Genomic DNA, 14,121 nt, shown 5'->3' with positions numbered 1-14,121 from the left:
GGTTACTCCCTCTGCCGGTAGTAGGCTGCCCCGCCGACCACGGTGACCGCGGCGACGACGCCGAGCACCGTGAGGAACGGGAAGCCGCCCTCGCTCTGTACGACGCGCACCGCGACGCGGGTGGTGTCGGAGAGCGTGCTGTCGCCGTCGGCGTCGTCGTACCGGAAGTCCATCGAGACGGGGTACGTCTTCGCCGTCGCGCCGCCCTCGGCCGCGAGCGTGAACGTCATGTTCGTCGACTCACCGGGTCCGAGCGACTCGGCGAAGCCCTCGTCTTCGGGGCTGTCGAGCGGGCTGTCGGCGAACAGCCGGGCCTCGACGTCGGAGACGGGTTCATCGAGGTTGTTCGTCACGACGACGTCGAACGTCGTCGTCGAGCCGGCAGTCACCTCGCGGTCGACGACCTCGACGCCGAAGTCGTCGCGCTCTTCGCCGACCGCGTATGCGACCTCGACGTCCTCGTACCGCCGGAGCTCGTTCTCGTCGTTGCGGTAGCGCACCGCCACGTCGGCGACGCGGTCGACGGCCTCCGCTTCACCACCGATCTCGACCGGGAGTGCGAACTCGGCCGACTCGCCCGGCTGGAGCGACCCGACGGCGACCTCGGTCTCGATCGGGATCACGTTCGGCGACTCGCTCTCGTAGACGACCACGACGTTTCGTGCGGGCGCGGGCCCCTCGTTGCGCACGGTGCCGCGGAGGTCGCCGTCCTCACCGACCCGGAGCGTCGTCTCGCCGCCGTCGATCCGGAACTCTTGTTCTGGCCGCGGGGTGACGCCGAGCGAGATCGCCTCGTCGACGCGGGTGATGCCGTCTGGGTCCTCGAACTCCACCCGCCCGTCGATCGAGTACTGCCTGACGGCCGAGTCCGGTGCGACGGTCACGTCGTAGGTGACGGTGGCCCGCGCACCCGGTTCGAGACGACTGATCCGCGTCGTGCTCGTCTCGGCCCCGCTGAACCGGAAGTCGCCGGCCGCCTCGAGCGTCACGTCGGCGTCGATGGCCGGCTCGGAGCCGGTGTTCTCGACGACGGCCTCGAGCGTGCCGGAGTCACCGACCTGTGCGTCCGTCTCTGCGTCGACGACGGTGAAGCGGGCCTCGTCTTTCACCTCTACCTCGACGGTCTCGGTGATCGTGCGTGTTCGCTCGTTCGCACTGGAGCCGATCGGCTCGCCGCCCTGGAACGACCGGTACGCGTAGCGCACCTCGACGTCGAGGTCGTAGGTGCCCGTCTCGACGGACTGGGGGACGTCGACGGCGACCTGGAACGTGCGCGGCTGGTCTTCGGTCACCGAGCCGATACCCTGCATGTCGGTGTCGACCGTCAGCGGGGTCCCCTCGGCGTTGGCTTCGACGCGCACGTTTCGCGCGGTGGTGACGACCTGTCGGTTCTCCGCCGACCCGAAGTTCAGCGTTCCGTCGTTCGCGATCTGCAAGCTGAGCTCGTTCGTCTGTCCGGGCGTCACCGTCGAGTCCGGGAGCATCACCTCGAGGTCCGGCCGGCCGCGGACGACCGCGGTCTGCGGTCGCGCCGGCGCGGCACCCGCCTCGGTTGCGGCTGCCGATGCGTCCGTCGCCGCACCCGACGCGTCGACAGCGGGGGTCGTCTCGAGTGCGGGTGCGTCGGTCGGCCCCCCTGAGGACACGCCCGCGGCCGCGACGCCGGCGGCCGCGATACCAGCCGTGCCACTCACCAGGAGCATGCCGGCGAACACCACTGCGACCCACCCCGACGATCGGCCGGTCATCGGTCACCTCGTGTGGGTCTCCGTACGGGCACAGAGCGCCCACGGGGACGACGATACGCGTGCTGAAGAAGGGCTCGTCTCACGTATTTTGATCCGTTCAAAAATTAATAACTGTTACGTTCCTCGAGTCGCCAGCCGGTTTCGACGGCGGAGTACTCCCACCACAGCCGCGTCGTGAGGTGGCCCGCCGGGACCCAGACAGGCAGCTTTTTGCTCGTCCGAGGTTCTTCGAAGCATACTGTGATACTATCGAACGCCACGCCGACGGCCGCCGACCGGGGGCGGTGATCGCGGTGCCGAAGATTAGCGTCGAGGTCCCCGAGGAGCTCCTCGCCGACCTCGACGACCACGTCGGCGACGACGGGAAGTTCGTGAACCGAAGCGACGCGATCCGCGCGTCGATCCGCAAGACCCTCGACGTCCTCGACGAGATCGACGCGCGACACGGACGACTCACCGACGAGCCCACGGGGCGCGACGCAGCGGCCGACCGCGAGGAGCCCGCCGGTGGCGACGTGGAGGCCGACGATGGCTGACCGGGCGGCGACCGGGGGGCCACAGTCGGTGTTCGCCGTCGACCCGCTCTCACGCCCCGCGGTCGCGGCGGTCGGGCTCGTCGCGCTCTTCGTCACCGCGCTCGTCACCGCTCAGGTCACGGCCGCGAAGGTGCTCGCGCTCCCGCTTCCGGTCGCGCTGCCCGTCGTCGGCCCGGAGATTCTCCTGCCGGGGGCGGCGCTCGCGTACGCGCTCACCTTCTTCGCGTCCGACTGCTTCGCCGAGCTCTACGGTCGTCGCGCCGCCCAGGTGGTCGTCAACGTCGCCTTCGCGATGAACTTCGTCGTCCTCGCGCTGGTGTGGTCGACGCTCGTCGCGCCCGGCGTCGACCCCGACGTCTCCTCGGCGTTCGCGACCGCGCTGGGCCCGACGACGAACGTCGTCGCCGGCAGCCTGCTCGCGTACGTGGTGAGCCAGAACGTCGACGTCGTGTTGTTTCACGCGATCCGCGAGCGGACGGGTCCGCGGCTGCTCTGGCTGCGAAACGTCGCCTCGACTGCGACGAGCCAGGCGGTCGACACCGTCATCTTCGTCGGCGTCGCGTTCCTCGTCGCGCCGACCCTGCTCGGCATCGGACAGCCGCTTCCGCTCCCCGTGGTCGGGACCCTCGTCGCCGGCCAGTACGTCTTGAAGCTCGCGATCGCGCTCGTCGACACGCCGTTCGTCTACCTCGTCGTCGGCGCGGTTCGGGAGTGAGGAGGGCGGTACTGTCGAGTACGGAGGATCGAGGAGAACACCTCGCTCCAGCGCGGGATTGACCCACGTATAGGTGGTGGAACGCGCATGCGAGACGCGTGTGGGCTGTATGCACACAGCACCCGTGCGGTTTTATACATCACCCGAGAAATGGGAATGTAGATGGCAATAATGGGAACACAATCGATCGACGAACCCTTCGAAAAGGAACTGACTCTCACAGTTGACGACAGGGGACGAGTCACCCTTCCGAAGTCGGTTCGCGAACAGTTGGGTATCGAATCGAACGACGAACTACCAGCGACGCTCATCGGATCTGTGCTTGAGCTGAATCCGAAGCCCAGTTCCAAGTTGAAACGGGCAACAGCAGATCGAACCGACTGGGAGCATACGACGCCGACTGACGCGGGAGACGTACTGTTCGGATCGATGGACGAGTGACTTCGGAGGATGAGTGACGCACTCCCGACAGAGGTGACGATACTCACCGATGTGAACGTCCTCGCTATCGGTCTGACCGAAGATCATCCCGCACACGAGAAGGTGTACCCATGGATCCAACACGCGCTTGACGGGCCAAACGTGCTACTCATCTTTGATTACTATCCACTCAGAGCACAACACCTCATGATCGACGCCTTCGACGTGGATGCGGTCGCGGCTCGAAATGCGGTCCAATCACTCGTCCGGAGTCCAGCACGACTGATCAGTGCGACCGAGCACACACTGTTGGAGGCATACCAGATCAGCGCTGAAAAGAACCACGACGTATATGATTCGTTCATTCTGTCGCTCGCACGGGCGTACGATGCTGAATACATACTCACGACCGATGACGATTTTGACGACCTATGCGACGGTGAGGCCGTTACGTATACAAATCCACTTCCGCTCGACGATCGGGACAGCCTGACGTACCTCCAAGGGTGACGCTGCCCGCGCCGTCGACGACGCGTCTCTCAAGGCGCACCCCGGACCCGACCGTGAATTTAAAGCCCGGAGGTCGACCTCTCTTTGTATGGAACGCGTAGACGTCGCCATCGTCGGCGGAGGCCCCGCCGGCGCGTCCGCGGCGCACGCGGCCGCGAGTGAGGGTGCGGACGCGCTCGTCGTGGAGAAGGGGGTGCCGCGAGCCGACCGCGAGGGTCTCGGACCGGACTCCACCGACGCGGCCGGGATCCTCGACTACTGGGTCGACCTGATGGGGATCCACCCCGACGAGTTCGACGACGGCATCGTCCAGCGCCGCCTCGACCGCGCGGAGTTCCGCGGTCCCTCGACGTCCGCGACGCTGTACGACACCGGCATCGACTCCTCGTACGACGCCTTCGGGTACACCTTCCACCGAGCGCGGTTCGACGACTGGCTCCGCGAGCGCGCCGAAGACGCCGGCGCGAGCTACCGGGTTGGCACCGCGGTTCGCGACGTCGAGACGGACCACACGACCGGCGTCGGCGGGCCGACCCCACGACACGTCGTTCGGCTCGCCGACGGTACGACCGTCGGTGCCGACGTCCTCGTGCTCGCCGACGGCCCGCAGCGGACCGTGACGAACCCCGTCCTCGACGAGTACCTCCCGGCCGACGCGACCGCCTCCGAGCGGCTCTCCCCGCCGGAGGCGAACCACATCGCCTACCAGGAGTACCGGCGCGTTCCGGAGGCCGTCTACGAGGCCATAGACGGCGCGATCGTCTTCTGGTGGGGCGTGATGCCCGGTGAGACCGCCTATCCGTGGGTGTTCCCCAACGAGGACCGCGTCTGCCGGATCGGGTTGACGATGCCGATGGGGATGGACGTCTCGGCGTTCGACGCCGACGCCTACGCGTTGTTGTCGCCGGACGACGACTCGATCCCGAGTGGAAGCGAGTACGTCCGTCGACTGTTGGAGTGGCAGTACGGCGACGAGTACGACGTCGAAACGGACTTTCCGGTGGTCGAGGCCGCCGGCAAGCGCGACGGGACCGAGACGTACCCCATCTCGTCGACGCGCCCGATCGACTCGCCGACGGACGCGGGCATCGCCGTCGTGGGCGGCGCGATGGGGACGACGTCGGCGTTCCACGAGGGCGGCGACCACGTCGCGGTTCGGACGGGGGCGATCGCCGGGGAGCTCGCCGCGACCGGCGACCTCGCCGCGTACAACCGACGCTGGAAGGAGGCCATCGGCGACGAGGTGCTCCGAAACGTGACGATGGCCGACATGGTCGCCGACTACGGCCCTGCCGACTGGGACCGGATCATCGGTGCGGCCGACGCGATGCTCGCCGCCGAGGCGGGCGACGGCCTCCTCGCACAGCCGTACCGGTCCGGGTGGGAGTCGCTGAAGCTGATCGCGAGCTACCGGTGGAACAAGCGGGCGACCAGCCGGGATTACGTCGGCATCGCCGCAGACGAGTACGTGTACTAGCCCGCTCGGACGCCGACCCCGCGACTCGAACCGTGGTGCACATCCACCAGCACCCCACCGACGGTGGCGCGCGCCTCGTGAGCGCGCCGCAGGCGGGCTCGCGAGCGCGTGCGAGGGATGAGTGAGTCGCCGCAGGCGACGAGCGAATCGGCTGGGGAGGGTGTGGCGAAGTAGTGTCCGGCGGTCGTGTGAGCGTCTCGGTCACGCAGCCACGTCTACGAATGTATCGAATCGGCTGGGGAGGGTGTGGCGAAGTCGTGTCCGGCTGTCACGTGGTCGTCTTAGATCCAGCTGACTGCTGGTTATTCTTCCTTACCGAGTAGTTCAGCCATGCTCTTCACGGGTGCGTAGTACCCGCGTCGGTCCCGCCACGTGTCAAGCCACTTGTCGGCAGTGTTGCGGTCGAGATACGCTGATTCGACGCCGAGCACGAGCAGTCCGATTGATCCCGTGACCGGGACGTCTCGTTGGTTGGCGACCTTCCGGGCAGCGAGGTCGTCGGTCGCAAGCGTTCCACGGTGTTCTATGGCACCGAGCAGTGACTCTGCTTCCCCGCGATCCAACCGATCACGGATCTCCTGAACACCATCGTCTGCTGCGGCGGGTTGAATAGGTACTTCCTCACCGAGCGCATCGACGGCGGCGTCGAGATACTCGTGACCGGCGTCTAGACCGCGCTCGAGCTCGTCACGAACAGCCGGCACGACGACTGGCTTCTCCAACACGGCAGCGAGGAATGAGACGCTATCGGTGCTGGCGAAGTTACTGACGACTGTAGTGTCGAGGACGACTGGCTGAGGGTACCCGCCCGACATTCACTCGCCGAGACTCCGTGCGACGTCGACTTCGTCTTGAAGATCGGCGTCTGCCCGTGGACCGTAAAGCGCGGTAAAGCCAGCCTCTTCGAGAACCGCCTCGAACTCCCACCGAGTCATTCCCGCTACTTCGGCAGCCTTCCCGAGCGAGATCTCGCCCAGCACATACTGACCGACAGCGGTCGCGAGTTCGTCGTTCGCTTCAGGGCTGGTTGACAATACCATTCTGCTTGGCGGTCGAACCTGTGCGCATATGAATGTATTCCTCGAAAACAGTCACAGTCTACGTATTTCAACAGAGCCGCGCGGTCGTGTTCGTCACAGGACCATCGGTGACGTAGTGGAGAACGCGTGACCATCTCGCACCCCTCATGACGGGGGTACGTGTGTCGGCCATCAACTGCCGGACTCACGAGCGTACAGGTCGAGCGCCTCTTTCGCCCCGCCGAGGATCACGGGGCCGACGAACAGCCCGACGCCGCCGAAGAGCACGAGCCCGCCGAAGATGCCGACGGCGATCACCGCGACGTTGATCGCGCCGGCCCGGTTGATCACGGCCGGTCGCACGTAGACGTCAGAGATGCTGACGACCACGCCAAAGACGAGCATGGCCCCCGCCGCTGTCGGTCGATCGCCCGCGAAGAGGTAGACCGCCGCGGGCACCCAGACGCCGAACGAGCCGACGAGCGGGAGTAACGTGAGCAAGAATGCGGCGACGGTGAGGAAGGTGACGCCCGGCAACCCGGCGACGAAGAACCCGACGCCGAGTGCCACCGCCTGTGAGGCGGCGATGACGACGTTCCCGACGACGGACGCCCACATCAGGTCGTCGAGCTCGGCGAGCAGCTCTCGCTGGACGGACGTCGAAACCGGGACGACCGCCATCGTCCACGCGAGCAGGCGGTCGCCGTCGCGCAAGAGCGCGAAGAGAACGAACGCGGTCACCGAGAGGCCGACGACGAGACCGGGGAGCCCCCGAACGAACTCCAACCCCCAGCTCGCCAGCCGCCCGAACCCGGTCTCGATCGGCTCTCTGTACGTCGTGTAGAGCTGTGAGCCGTCTACCGTGTATCCGAAGACCTCGATCGGCTCGAGGAGGACACCGTCGAGCTCACCGCGACGGAAGGCACCGAGCAGTCCGAGTCCCTGCTGAATCGCCACCGCGAGGACGTACACCACGGGGATGAACACGACCACCACCGTGAGGAGGATCAGCGAGACGGCGGCGACGTCCGCTCGCACGTACGTGGTGAGCCGACGCTGTGCGGGGGTGAGTACGTACGCCAGTACGACCCCCAAGAGCACGTAGCGGAGGTACCTCGAGACGAGGAGCCCGGCGACGAGCGCCCCTGCGAGCGCGATGGCCGCCAGGGCGCGGCGCTCCCGGCGACGGCTCGACGATCCGCTCACGACGCCCCTCCGTCCGGTCGCTCGGTCATCGACGACCGAAAGAGGGACCGCCCAGGACTTAAACTCGCGCCGTGAGACGCACGAGCAGAGTATCAACGCTGATAGCTGGGCCGGTAGCTACAAACGTGGCGGCACCAACCGACCACCGACCGACTGTCGGTCGATTCTACGCATGAATGCAGACAGCCCGTTTCACAGGAGCGACCGGGGAGTCAGCCCGGTCATCGGCGTCGTCATGATGGTCGCGATCACGGTGATCCTCGCGGCCGTCGTCGGAACGTACGTGGTCGGACTCGGCGACTCGCTCACCGAGACCGCCCCGCAGGCCTCTTTCACTGTCGAGTCGGCGACTGGTGACACGGTCACCATCGTGAAGACCGGCGGCGACCCGCTCGATACGACCCAGCTCGCGCTCTCTCTCGGCGGTGACCGGGTCGACGCGGGATTCTCCGGCGACGAGTGGCGAACCGGCGACACAGAACGCGTGACGCACGACACCGACGCCACCGGCGAACAGACGCTCAGGCTCATTCACGACCCGAGCGGGAGCATCGTCTACGAGACGACCGTCGACGTGAGCGAGTGAGCTGCGTCGACAGCTAGCAGAAGTTTTTGCTTGTTTCGACATGTTACTATGGTACGTAATCACATTCGATCGATGGAGCGCGTCACACTCCACGTCAGGGGCTCACACCCGTGTCTCTTCGCGTTTTTGTCCCGGCCGGGAAGCGGCGAAACGTATGTAACCGTTCGAGCCGCCCCGTAGAGACGTGTCCGACCGAATCCTCGTTCCGATGGACGACTCCGAGCACGCCGGTGACGCCCTCCGATACGCGCTCGAGACGCACCCGACGGCGACCGTCACCGTGCTCCACGTTGTCGGCGCGCCGTCGATGCTGATGGGAGAGGCCGTCGGGCTCACCTTCGAGCCAGACCTCGATACGGCCGCCGCCGAACACGCTGCACCCGTGTTCGAGCGCGCGACCGCCGTCGCCGGCGAGTACGACCGCGAGGTCGAGACCGCCGTCGGGCTCGGTCACCCAGCCCGTGAGATCCTCGACCGCGCCGCGGCGTACGATGGCGTCGTCATCGGGGCGCACGGGGCAGACTTCGACCGTGCCTCACGGCGCTTCCTCGTCGGCAACGTCGCGAAGACCGTCTCGACGCGCGCGTCGGTCCCCGTGACGATCGTCCGGTAAGGTTCCTCGCTCGTGGCCGGTGGTCGGCTGTGAGACCACCCCCCGCCGAGTCGTCTGCGGGGCCGTTCGAGTCACCTGTGCGAGCCGCGTCGCTCGCGTGTGTCGGCGCGCCGCCCGCCCTCTCGGGATCCGTTCGGCTCGCGCTCCCGCGTCGCTGCGCTATTTCGCTCCGATCTCCCACGTCCGCAGTCGTCGAACGCGACCCGCGCGGGCCGATTCCACGCTCGATGCCGGGCTCTGCGAGGAGCGTCTCGACGCACCGTCGACAGAGCCAGAGCGCGAGCAGCTGTGCGCCGCCGTCGCGATCGAACCACAGACCGACCTGGTCGGCGGCCTCCCGGCCGCAGTGAGTGCAGTGCATCGACTCGTGGTCACGGCAGACGGAAACATATATACCCACGATAGTTTACCCTGTAATTATCTCGTGATGGCCATCATAGACCGACTCACCGCCCGTGACGACCGTCACGACCCGCTTTCAGGGCGTGATCTTCGATGACGACCAAGCGCACGTTGCTCGACACGTACGACGGGCCGACACAGGACACCAAGCGCGCGATCGTCGCGTATCTCCACGACAATCCCGACCGCGAACACGACCCCGAGACGATCTTCGAGGCGATCCGCGACGAGTGCCGAGCGAACACCCCCGAGACGGTCGCCAACCAGCTCTCGGCGCTCGCGACCGAACACGACGTCGTCGCGCTCCACGAGCGGTCCTTTTACCAGTGGGCCGGTCCTGGCCGCCGCCGGCCGAACCGCCGACTCCGCGATGCGGTGTCGTCGACCCAGCGATGGGTCGACTCACTTGAGCTCTCGTACGGCACCGGTATCGTGGCGTTTCTGATCTGGCTGTGTGGGATCGGCTGTGCGCTCGTGAGTCTTATCCCGCTTTTCACCTCGGTGCGCCCGCTCGGCGTCGTCTTCATCGAGTGGTTCGTCGCCGCCGGTATCGCGACGATCCTCGGCTCCGCCGTGCTCGTCGTCTGGGTCCCGGTGTATCTGCTCGACGTTCACACCGCGACGTGACTCGATCGTGGTGTGTCACGGGTTCTCGTCGCCTTTCAGCTCCGACAGCGACACCGCGCCCGCCTCCCGCGCCGCAGCCTCGCGTTCCACCCGCTGGCGCTCGACCGCGACCATCTCGTCGGGATGACTGTGGTATGGAGTGCGCCGTACACGTCTGCTACGTCGACATCGAGTTGGTCCGCCACCTCCTTGGCAGACTTTCCAGCCCCCTCGACGAGCCCCTGGATTCGCCGGACAGTCACGCGCCGCCCCTCAATATGCGGCTCGTCGTGTACGTCAGTCACGATCCGAACCGATGACTGCGTCATAACTGTGAGTAGCTGTCGAAAATATATAAACCAGTGCTCCGGCTGCTAGCTAGTTCACTCGACCACACCTGACGCTGTCCTGCTGCGTGCTTGTGCCGCCATGAGCGACACCCGCTACTGTACTGTGCACGTGGGGAACACAGACACTTCGCGTGAACATTCGTATGGGACCGCTGAGAGTCGAACTCAGGTCCTACGGACCCCATCCGCAGAGGATACCACTACCCCACGGTCCCATATCGTGTCTCGAATGACGACCGACGCGTAATTAAGAACTTCGTTTCGGTCCCCGACTCGCTTGGCTCACACGAGGACGCGCTCTATCGCGACCACGGTACCCGACTCGGCCGCCGGGTCGCCGACGAGCCGCCCGAGACAGACGGCCGACCCGTCGGGCGTGAAACAGGCTACGAGCGGGGCACGCTCAGCCTCTTCGGGGACCGTGCTATCGGCCGACTCGGTGGCGGTCGTGGCCGCCTCTCTCGCCGAGCATTCGCTGTCGATCACGCCCGGGGCGTACACCGGGGCCCCGGTCGCAACGGCCCGCGCGGCCGAGGGAGCGATCGTGACCGACGGGAGCTCAGTGAGTGCCGTCTCGGCCGGCTTCACGACTCGTCTGAGGAGCGCCTCGTCGCCGGACTCGGCCCACGCGAGACCGTCGACGAGGTCCTGTAGCGTGTGTAGCGTCGCGTCGTTGAAGGGGTCCGTCGCCGTCCGTCGGAGGTGGCCCATGTGCGCGCCCACGCCGGCGGCGAGTCCGATGTCGTGACACAGCTTGCGGACGTAGGTGCCGGAGGCACACCGAATACGGAGCAGTGCCCGGCGCGACTCGACCTCGAGTAGCTCGAGGTCGTGGATCGTTCGGGTCCGCAGTCGCCTCGTCACGGCGCTCTTGCGTGGGGGTTTCTGGTAGATTGTCGCCTCGAACTCCGCGACGACGGCCTCGAGGTCTCCGGGTGCCGGCCCGTGTAGCTCCAGGACGGCGACGTACTCCTTCGAGCCCTCGAGAAACACCTGTGCCGCGCGGGTCGCAGTCCCGGTGAGCGACGGGAGACAGCCGGTCACCTTGGGGTCGAGGGTCCCGGCGTGTGCGACGCCTGCGATCGGCTCGCCGCCCGGGTCGACCGCGTTGAGGGCGTCGTTGATAGCGTCGCGGACCCACGCGGAGACCTGGTGTGAGGAGGGCCCGGCGGGCTTGTCGAGGTTCACTACGCCGAACCGGAGCAGCTCCCGCACCGACCGCTCGTCTGGCGGAGAACGGAGAGGGCCGTCGTCGGTGGCATCGGTCTCTGTATCGTCAGACGACGCGTCGCTCGGTGGGGAGTCGGGAGCCATCGAGCACTTAGAAGTCGTATTGGACGCCCGTCACCGGGGCTTTCCCCTCGTCTTCGGCGGGATCGTACGCCTCGACGGTCGCGACCAGGGCCTCGAGGAATCGGTCGGGCGGCCACCGTGCGGTGTTGTAGGCGGCGTCGTAGATCGAGAGGTCGTCGATGTCGATGTCGTAGTACGCGCGGTAGCGTTTTCGCTCGCTCGCCTCGCGGCGGCGGGTTTCGGCTCGCGCGACGTCTACCGCCTTGTCCTCGCGCTCGGCGATTCGCTCGGCGCGGACGGCCAGGGGGGCGTCGAACCACAGCCGGAGGTCGGCGGCGTCACCGGCGAGCCACCCGGCGAGTCGTGACTCGAGCACGACCGCGTCGCGCGTCGTCGCGATCTGGTGCAGTCGTCGGTCGAGGTCGCGGTCGATCGCGCCGTCGTCTTCGGCGTGCTCGTTGAATTCGACCGGCGTCATCCCGTTGTCGGCGGCCATCTCGCGAAAGATGTCTCCGCCGGAGACGTGGTCGAGCCCGAGCGCGTCGGCGAGCCCGGCGGCGTTCGTGCTCTTCCCGCTGCCAGGCGGGCCAGAGACGGTGATCAACATATTCACCATCCGGAAGGGCCGGTAAAAACGATTGTCGTTCGGCGCGCCCGCGGCCGACGACGGGGCGAGGGGTGCAGTTCACACGTGTGAGAACCCGCGTGGAGCAAATTTAAAGCCAAATTATTTTCCAGTGTAGCACTCCCACATATGTCTCCCGAGGTCGAAGACGAAACGACGGTGAACAAGAGCTACTCGGTCACGGTCCCGGCAGCGGTACGGCGAGCGGCTGACGTCCAATCGGGTGATACGATCCGCTGGTACGTCGATGAAGACGGAGCCCTCTCAGTCGAGCTCGTCAAAGAACAGTACGGCGTGTTTTCCCGGCTCGAACCAGTCGATATCGGTGACCCAACCGATGCCGCCACCGATCAAACCTCATTGCTGGAGACCACTGATGGCCAACGTCGTCGTAGACGCAAACGTTCTCATCGCGGCTCGCTTCTCCCGAGATCAGAACCACGAACGTGGGGAAGCCATCGCTCACGCGACAGATACTGCACTGATGACGACAGCGCACTGCGTGTCACGCGTTTCTTGACATCCTCCGGCGGTGGCGCGCGCCTCGCGGGCCGCCGGAGGCGTGCTCGCGAGCGCGTGCGAGGGATGAACGAGTCGCCCGCTGGCGACGAGTGAATCGGCTGGGGAGGGTGTGGCACATTGGTGCCCGGGTGTCATGCGGTCGTGTTCGTCACAGAACTGCTCCCAGACACGTATAGAATCGGCCCGAGAGGGTGTGGCACATTGGTGCCCGGGTGTCACGGAGTCGCATTGGTCAGACGACTGCTGGCGACTAGATCGTCCTGTTAGTCGTCGGCGATCGCCGCGGTCATCGACCAGACGGCGACGAGCCCCAACAGCGCCGCCGGCACGAGTGGGAGTGCGAGGTACGTCGCGAAGAACGTGAACCCCAGCCCACCAGCGGCGTACGGGTACGCGTAGATGATCCCGGGAATGACGATCACGCTCACGAACAGCACCGCGGTCAGCACCCAGCCCTTCGCACCGAACCCGTCCGCCTCGACCGACACCTCACCGGCACTACCCGCCTCACCGGTACTGCCTGCCTCACCGGACGGGCGTGACTGCTCGCTGGTCGGCGACGTCGCCGTCACGTCCTCGACGTGCGTAGCCGCCTGCGAGCGGCCGTCGTCTTCGTCTGTCTCCAGACTCACGATGTGACTTTGCGGTCGCACGGCAAAAAGCCCTCGCGATGTTCCTGTAACTCACTCAGTCGACCGGGCGGCAACATACGCTTTTCACCGCGACGACCGACAGCCAACCATGGAGCACACAGACGACACGGGTGGTAGTGAAGCTGACGGTGACGGTACCACCAATATCCTCGCACACGCGCTCGTTGCGGCCGCGACCGAAGACGACGCTCGCGCCACGGCCCGGGCGCTCGCGCCCTACCAACCGGACCGCGTGACGGCGGTCCACGTCGTCGAGAAGGGCGAGGGTGTACCCGACAAGACGCCCGTCGAGCAGTCGGAGGCGATCGCCGCCGACGCGTACCACGCGGTGCGCGAGGTGTTTCCCGACGCGGCCGAGCACACCGCCTACGGCCGGGACGTGGCCGCGACGATCGTCGCCGCGGCCGCCGAGGTCGACGCGAGTGCGATCGTCTACCGCCCGCGCGGCGGCAGTCGCCTGACGCAGCTGCTCGCCGGCAACGTCGCCGCGCGTCTCGTCTCGAACGCCACCCGGCCGGTGATAGCGCTTCCAGACCCCGCGAGCGACGGGTCGTGACGCGGCCCGCGGTCGTCCACACGACACACGGCAGCCTCGGTTCGCTCCGTGTCACACGCCCGCAGTCGCGTCGCCCATTCGTGATGTTTAAGTAGCGAAGCGTGGACCGTACAGTTGCACAAACTGCAGGGACGCCGGGTCCCGAGTCCACGAGGGCGACGATACGACGCGAGTTGCGGTAGCCAAGCCTGGCCCAAGGCGCAGGGTTGCTAACTCTGTGGCGTCACTGCCTCCGGGGTTCAAATCCCCGCCGCAACGCTCGAAACGACGGAGTACCGCCGGAT

The 14,121-nt window shown here is 66.5% G+C and carries 17 protein-coding genes, 2 tRNA genes and 1 pseudogene; 11 read left to right on the top strand and 9 right to left on the bottom strand.

The features are described 5' to 3' along the window. Positions 1 to 2 precede the first annotated feature (2 nt). Entirely contained in the window at positions 3 to 1,748 is a 1,746-nt protein-coding gene (locus ACNTAO_RS04990; protein WP_435160864.1) for a COG1361 S-layer family protein, read from the bottom strand. A 293-nt stretch (positions 1,749 to 2,041) separates the two neighbouring features. On the opposite strand from ACNTAO_RS04990, the gene ACNTAO_RS04985 reads away from it, so the two are divergent. The 5 genes from ACNTAO_RS04985 to ACNTAO_RS04965 all read left to right on the top strand — a co-directional run bounded on the left by ACNTAO_RS04985 (position 2,042) and on the right by ACNTAO_RS04965 (position 5,406). Next, positions 2,042 to 2,284: a ribbon-helix-helix domain-containing protein gene (locus ACNTAO_RS04985; protein ID WP_435160862.1), complete on the top strand. Its 243-nt coding sequence runs from the start codon at positions 2,042 to 2,044 to the stop codon at positions 2,282 to 2,284. Then, complete coding sequence (locus tag ACNTAO_RS04980) at positions 2,277 to 2,999, top strand: queuosine precursor transporter (protein ID WP_435160861.1); 723 nt, start codon at positions 2,277 to 2,279, stop codon at positions 2,997 to 2,999. The genes ACNTAO_RS04985 and ACNTAO_RS04980 overlap by 8 nt, the downstream gene beginning before the upstream one ends. A 162-nt stretch (positions 3,000 to 3,161) precedes the next feature. Then, on the top strand, positions 3,162 to 3,440 hold the full coding sequence (locus ACNTAO_RS04975) for an AbrB/MazE/SpoVT family DNA-binding domain-containing protein (RefSeq protein ID WP_435160860.1): 279 nt from the start codon (positions 3,162 to 3,164) through the stop codon (positions 3,438 to 3,440). A 9-nt stretch (positions 3,441 to 3,449) separates the two neighbouring features. Then, entirely contained in the window at positions 3,450 to 3,929 is a 480-nt protein-coding gene (locus tag ACNTAO_RS04970) for a type II toxin-antitoxin system VapC family toxin (protein ID WP_435160859.1), read from the top strand. A gap of 88 nt (positions 3,930 to 4,017) precedes the next feature. After that, positions 4,018 to 5,406 (top strand): NAD(P)/FAD-dependent oxidoreductase, encoded by a 1,389-nt coding sequence (locus tag ACNTAO_RS04965; protein WP_435160857.1) that lies wholly within the window; start codon positions 4,018 to 4,020, stop codon positions 5,404 to 5,406. Positions 5,407 to 5,708: 302 nt separating this feature from the next. On the opposite strand, the gene ACNTAO_RS04960 is transcribed toward ACNTAO_RS04965, so the two are convergent. From ACNTAO_RS04960 to ACNTAO_RS04950, 3 genes are all read right to left on the bottom strand, one after another. Continuing rightward, the gene (locus ACNTAO_RS04960; RefSeq protein WP_435160856.1) at positions 5,709 to 6,221 is read right to left on the bottom strand and encodes a PIN domain-containing protein; all 513 of its coding nucleotides are present in this window, start codon (positions 6,219 to 6,221) and stop codon (positions 5,709 to 5,711) included. Further along, complete coding sequence (locus ACNTAO_RS04955; RefSeq protein ID WP_435160855.1) at positions 6,222 to 6,446, bottom strand: UPF0175 family protein; 225 nt, start codon at positions 6,444 to 6,446, stop codon at positions 6,222 to 6,224. Between the two features lie 171 nt (positions 6,447 to 6,617). Then, positions 6,618 to 7,631 carry an AI-2E family transporter gene (locus ACNTAO_RS04950; RefSeq protein ID WP_435160854.1) on the bottom strand — a complete coding sequence of 338 codons (1,014 nt, stop codon included), beginning with the start codon at positions 7,629 to 7,631 and terminating at the stop codon, positions 6,618 to 6,620. Between the two features lie 172 nt (positions 7,632 to 7,803). Between ACNTAO_RS04950 and ACNTAO_RS04945 the strand changes: the two genes are divergently transcribed. From ACNTAO_RS04945 to ACNTAO_RS04935, 3 genes are all read left to right on the top strand, one after another. Beyond that, entirely contained in the window at positions 7,804 to 8,217 is a 414-nt protein-coding gene (locus ACNTAO_RS04945) for a type IV pilin domain-containing protein (RefSeq protein WP_435160853.1), read from the top strand. 184 nt (positions 8,218 to 8,401) lie between these two features. After that, positions 8,402 to 8,830: a universal stress protein gene (locus tag ACNTAO_RS04940; protein ID WP_435160852.1), complete on the top strand. Its 429-nt coding sequence runs from the start codon at positions 8,402 to 8,404 to the stop codon at positions 8,828 to 8,830. A gap of 495 nt (positions 8,831 to 9,325) precedes the next feature. Next, entirely contained in the window at positions 9,326 to 9,859 is a 534-nt protein-coding gene (locus ACNTAO_RS04935; protein ID WP_435160850.1) for a hypothetical protein, read from the top strand. A gap of 15 nt (positions 9,860 to 9,874) precedes the next feature. Here the strand turns inward: ACNTAO_RS04935 and ACNTAO_RS04930 are convergent. From ACNTAO_RS04930 to cmk, 4 genes and pseudogenes are all read right to left on the bottom strand, one after another. Next, a pseudogene (locus ACNTAO_RS04930) lies at positions 9,875 to 10,167 on the bottom strand (DUF433 domain-containing protein). Between the two features lie 165 nt (positions 10,168 to 10,332). Next, positions 10,333 to 10,403: transfer RNA gene (locus ACNTAO_RS04925), tRNA-Pro, on the bottom strand. 67 nt (positions 10,404 to 10,470) lie between these two features. Beyond that, positions 10,471 to 11,502: an RNA-guided pseudouridylation complex pseudouridine synthase subunit Cbf5 gene (locus ACNTAO_RS04920; RefSeq protein ID WP_435160849.1), complete on the bottom strand. Its 1,032-nt coding sequence runs from the start codon at positions 11,500 to 11,502 to the stop codon at positions 10,471 to 10,473. 7 nt (positions 11,503 to 11,509) lie between these two features. After that, a complete protein-coding gene (gene cmk / locus ACNTAO_RS04915; RefSeq protein ID WP_435160848.1) occupies positions 11,510 to 12,088 on the bottom strand; it encodes a (d)CMP kinase in 579 nt (192 codons plus the stop codon). Between the two features lie 147 nt (positions 12,089 to 12,235). Here cmk and ACNTAO_RS04910 point away from each other — a divergent pair, with 147 nt between their 5' ends. Next, on the top strand, positions 12,236 to 12,721 hold the full coding sequence (locus ACNTAO_RS04910) for an AbrB/MazE/SpoVT family DNA-binding domain-containing protein (RefSeq protein WP_435160846.1): 486 nt from the start codon (positions 12,236 to 12,238) through the stop codon (positions 12,719 to 12,721). Between the two features lie 170 nt (positions 12,722 to 12,891). Here the strand turns inward: ACNTAO_RS04910 and ACNTAO_RS04905 are convergent, their stop codons facing one another. Then, a complete protein-coding gene (locus ACNTAO_RS04905) occupies positions 12,892 to 13,260 on the bottom strand; it encodes a DUF7977 family protein (protein ID WP_435160845.1) in 369 nt (122 codons plus the stop codon). Positions 13,261 to 13,369: 109 nt separating this feature from the next. Between ACNTAO_RS04905 and ACNTAO_RS04900 the strand changes: the two genes are divergently transcribed. Beyond that, positions 13,370 to 13,837 carry a universal stress protein gene (locus ACNTAO_RS04900; RefSeq protein WP_435160844.1) on the top strand — a complete coding sequence of 156 codons (468 nt, stop codon included), beginning with the start codon at positions 13,370 to 13,372 and terminating at the stop codon, positions 13,835 to 13,837. Between the two features lie 172 nt (positions 13,838 to 14,009). Further along, a tRNA-Ser gene (locus ACNTAO_RS04895) sits at positions 14,010 to 14,095 on the top strand. The last annotated feature ends 26 nt before the right edge of the window (positions 14,096 to 14,121 follow it).

This window comes from Halorubrum zhoui (assembly GCF_051194155.1).
In the GTDB taxonomy this organism is placed as follows: domain Archaea; phylum Halobacteriota; class Halobacteria; order Halobacteriales; family Haloferacaceae; genus Halorubrum.
This window is presented reverse-complemented; position numbering and strand designations above follow the sequence as displayed.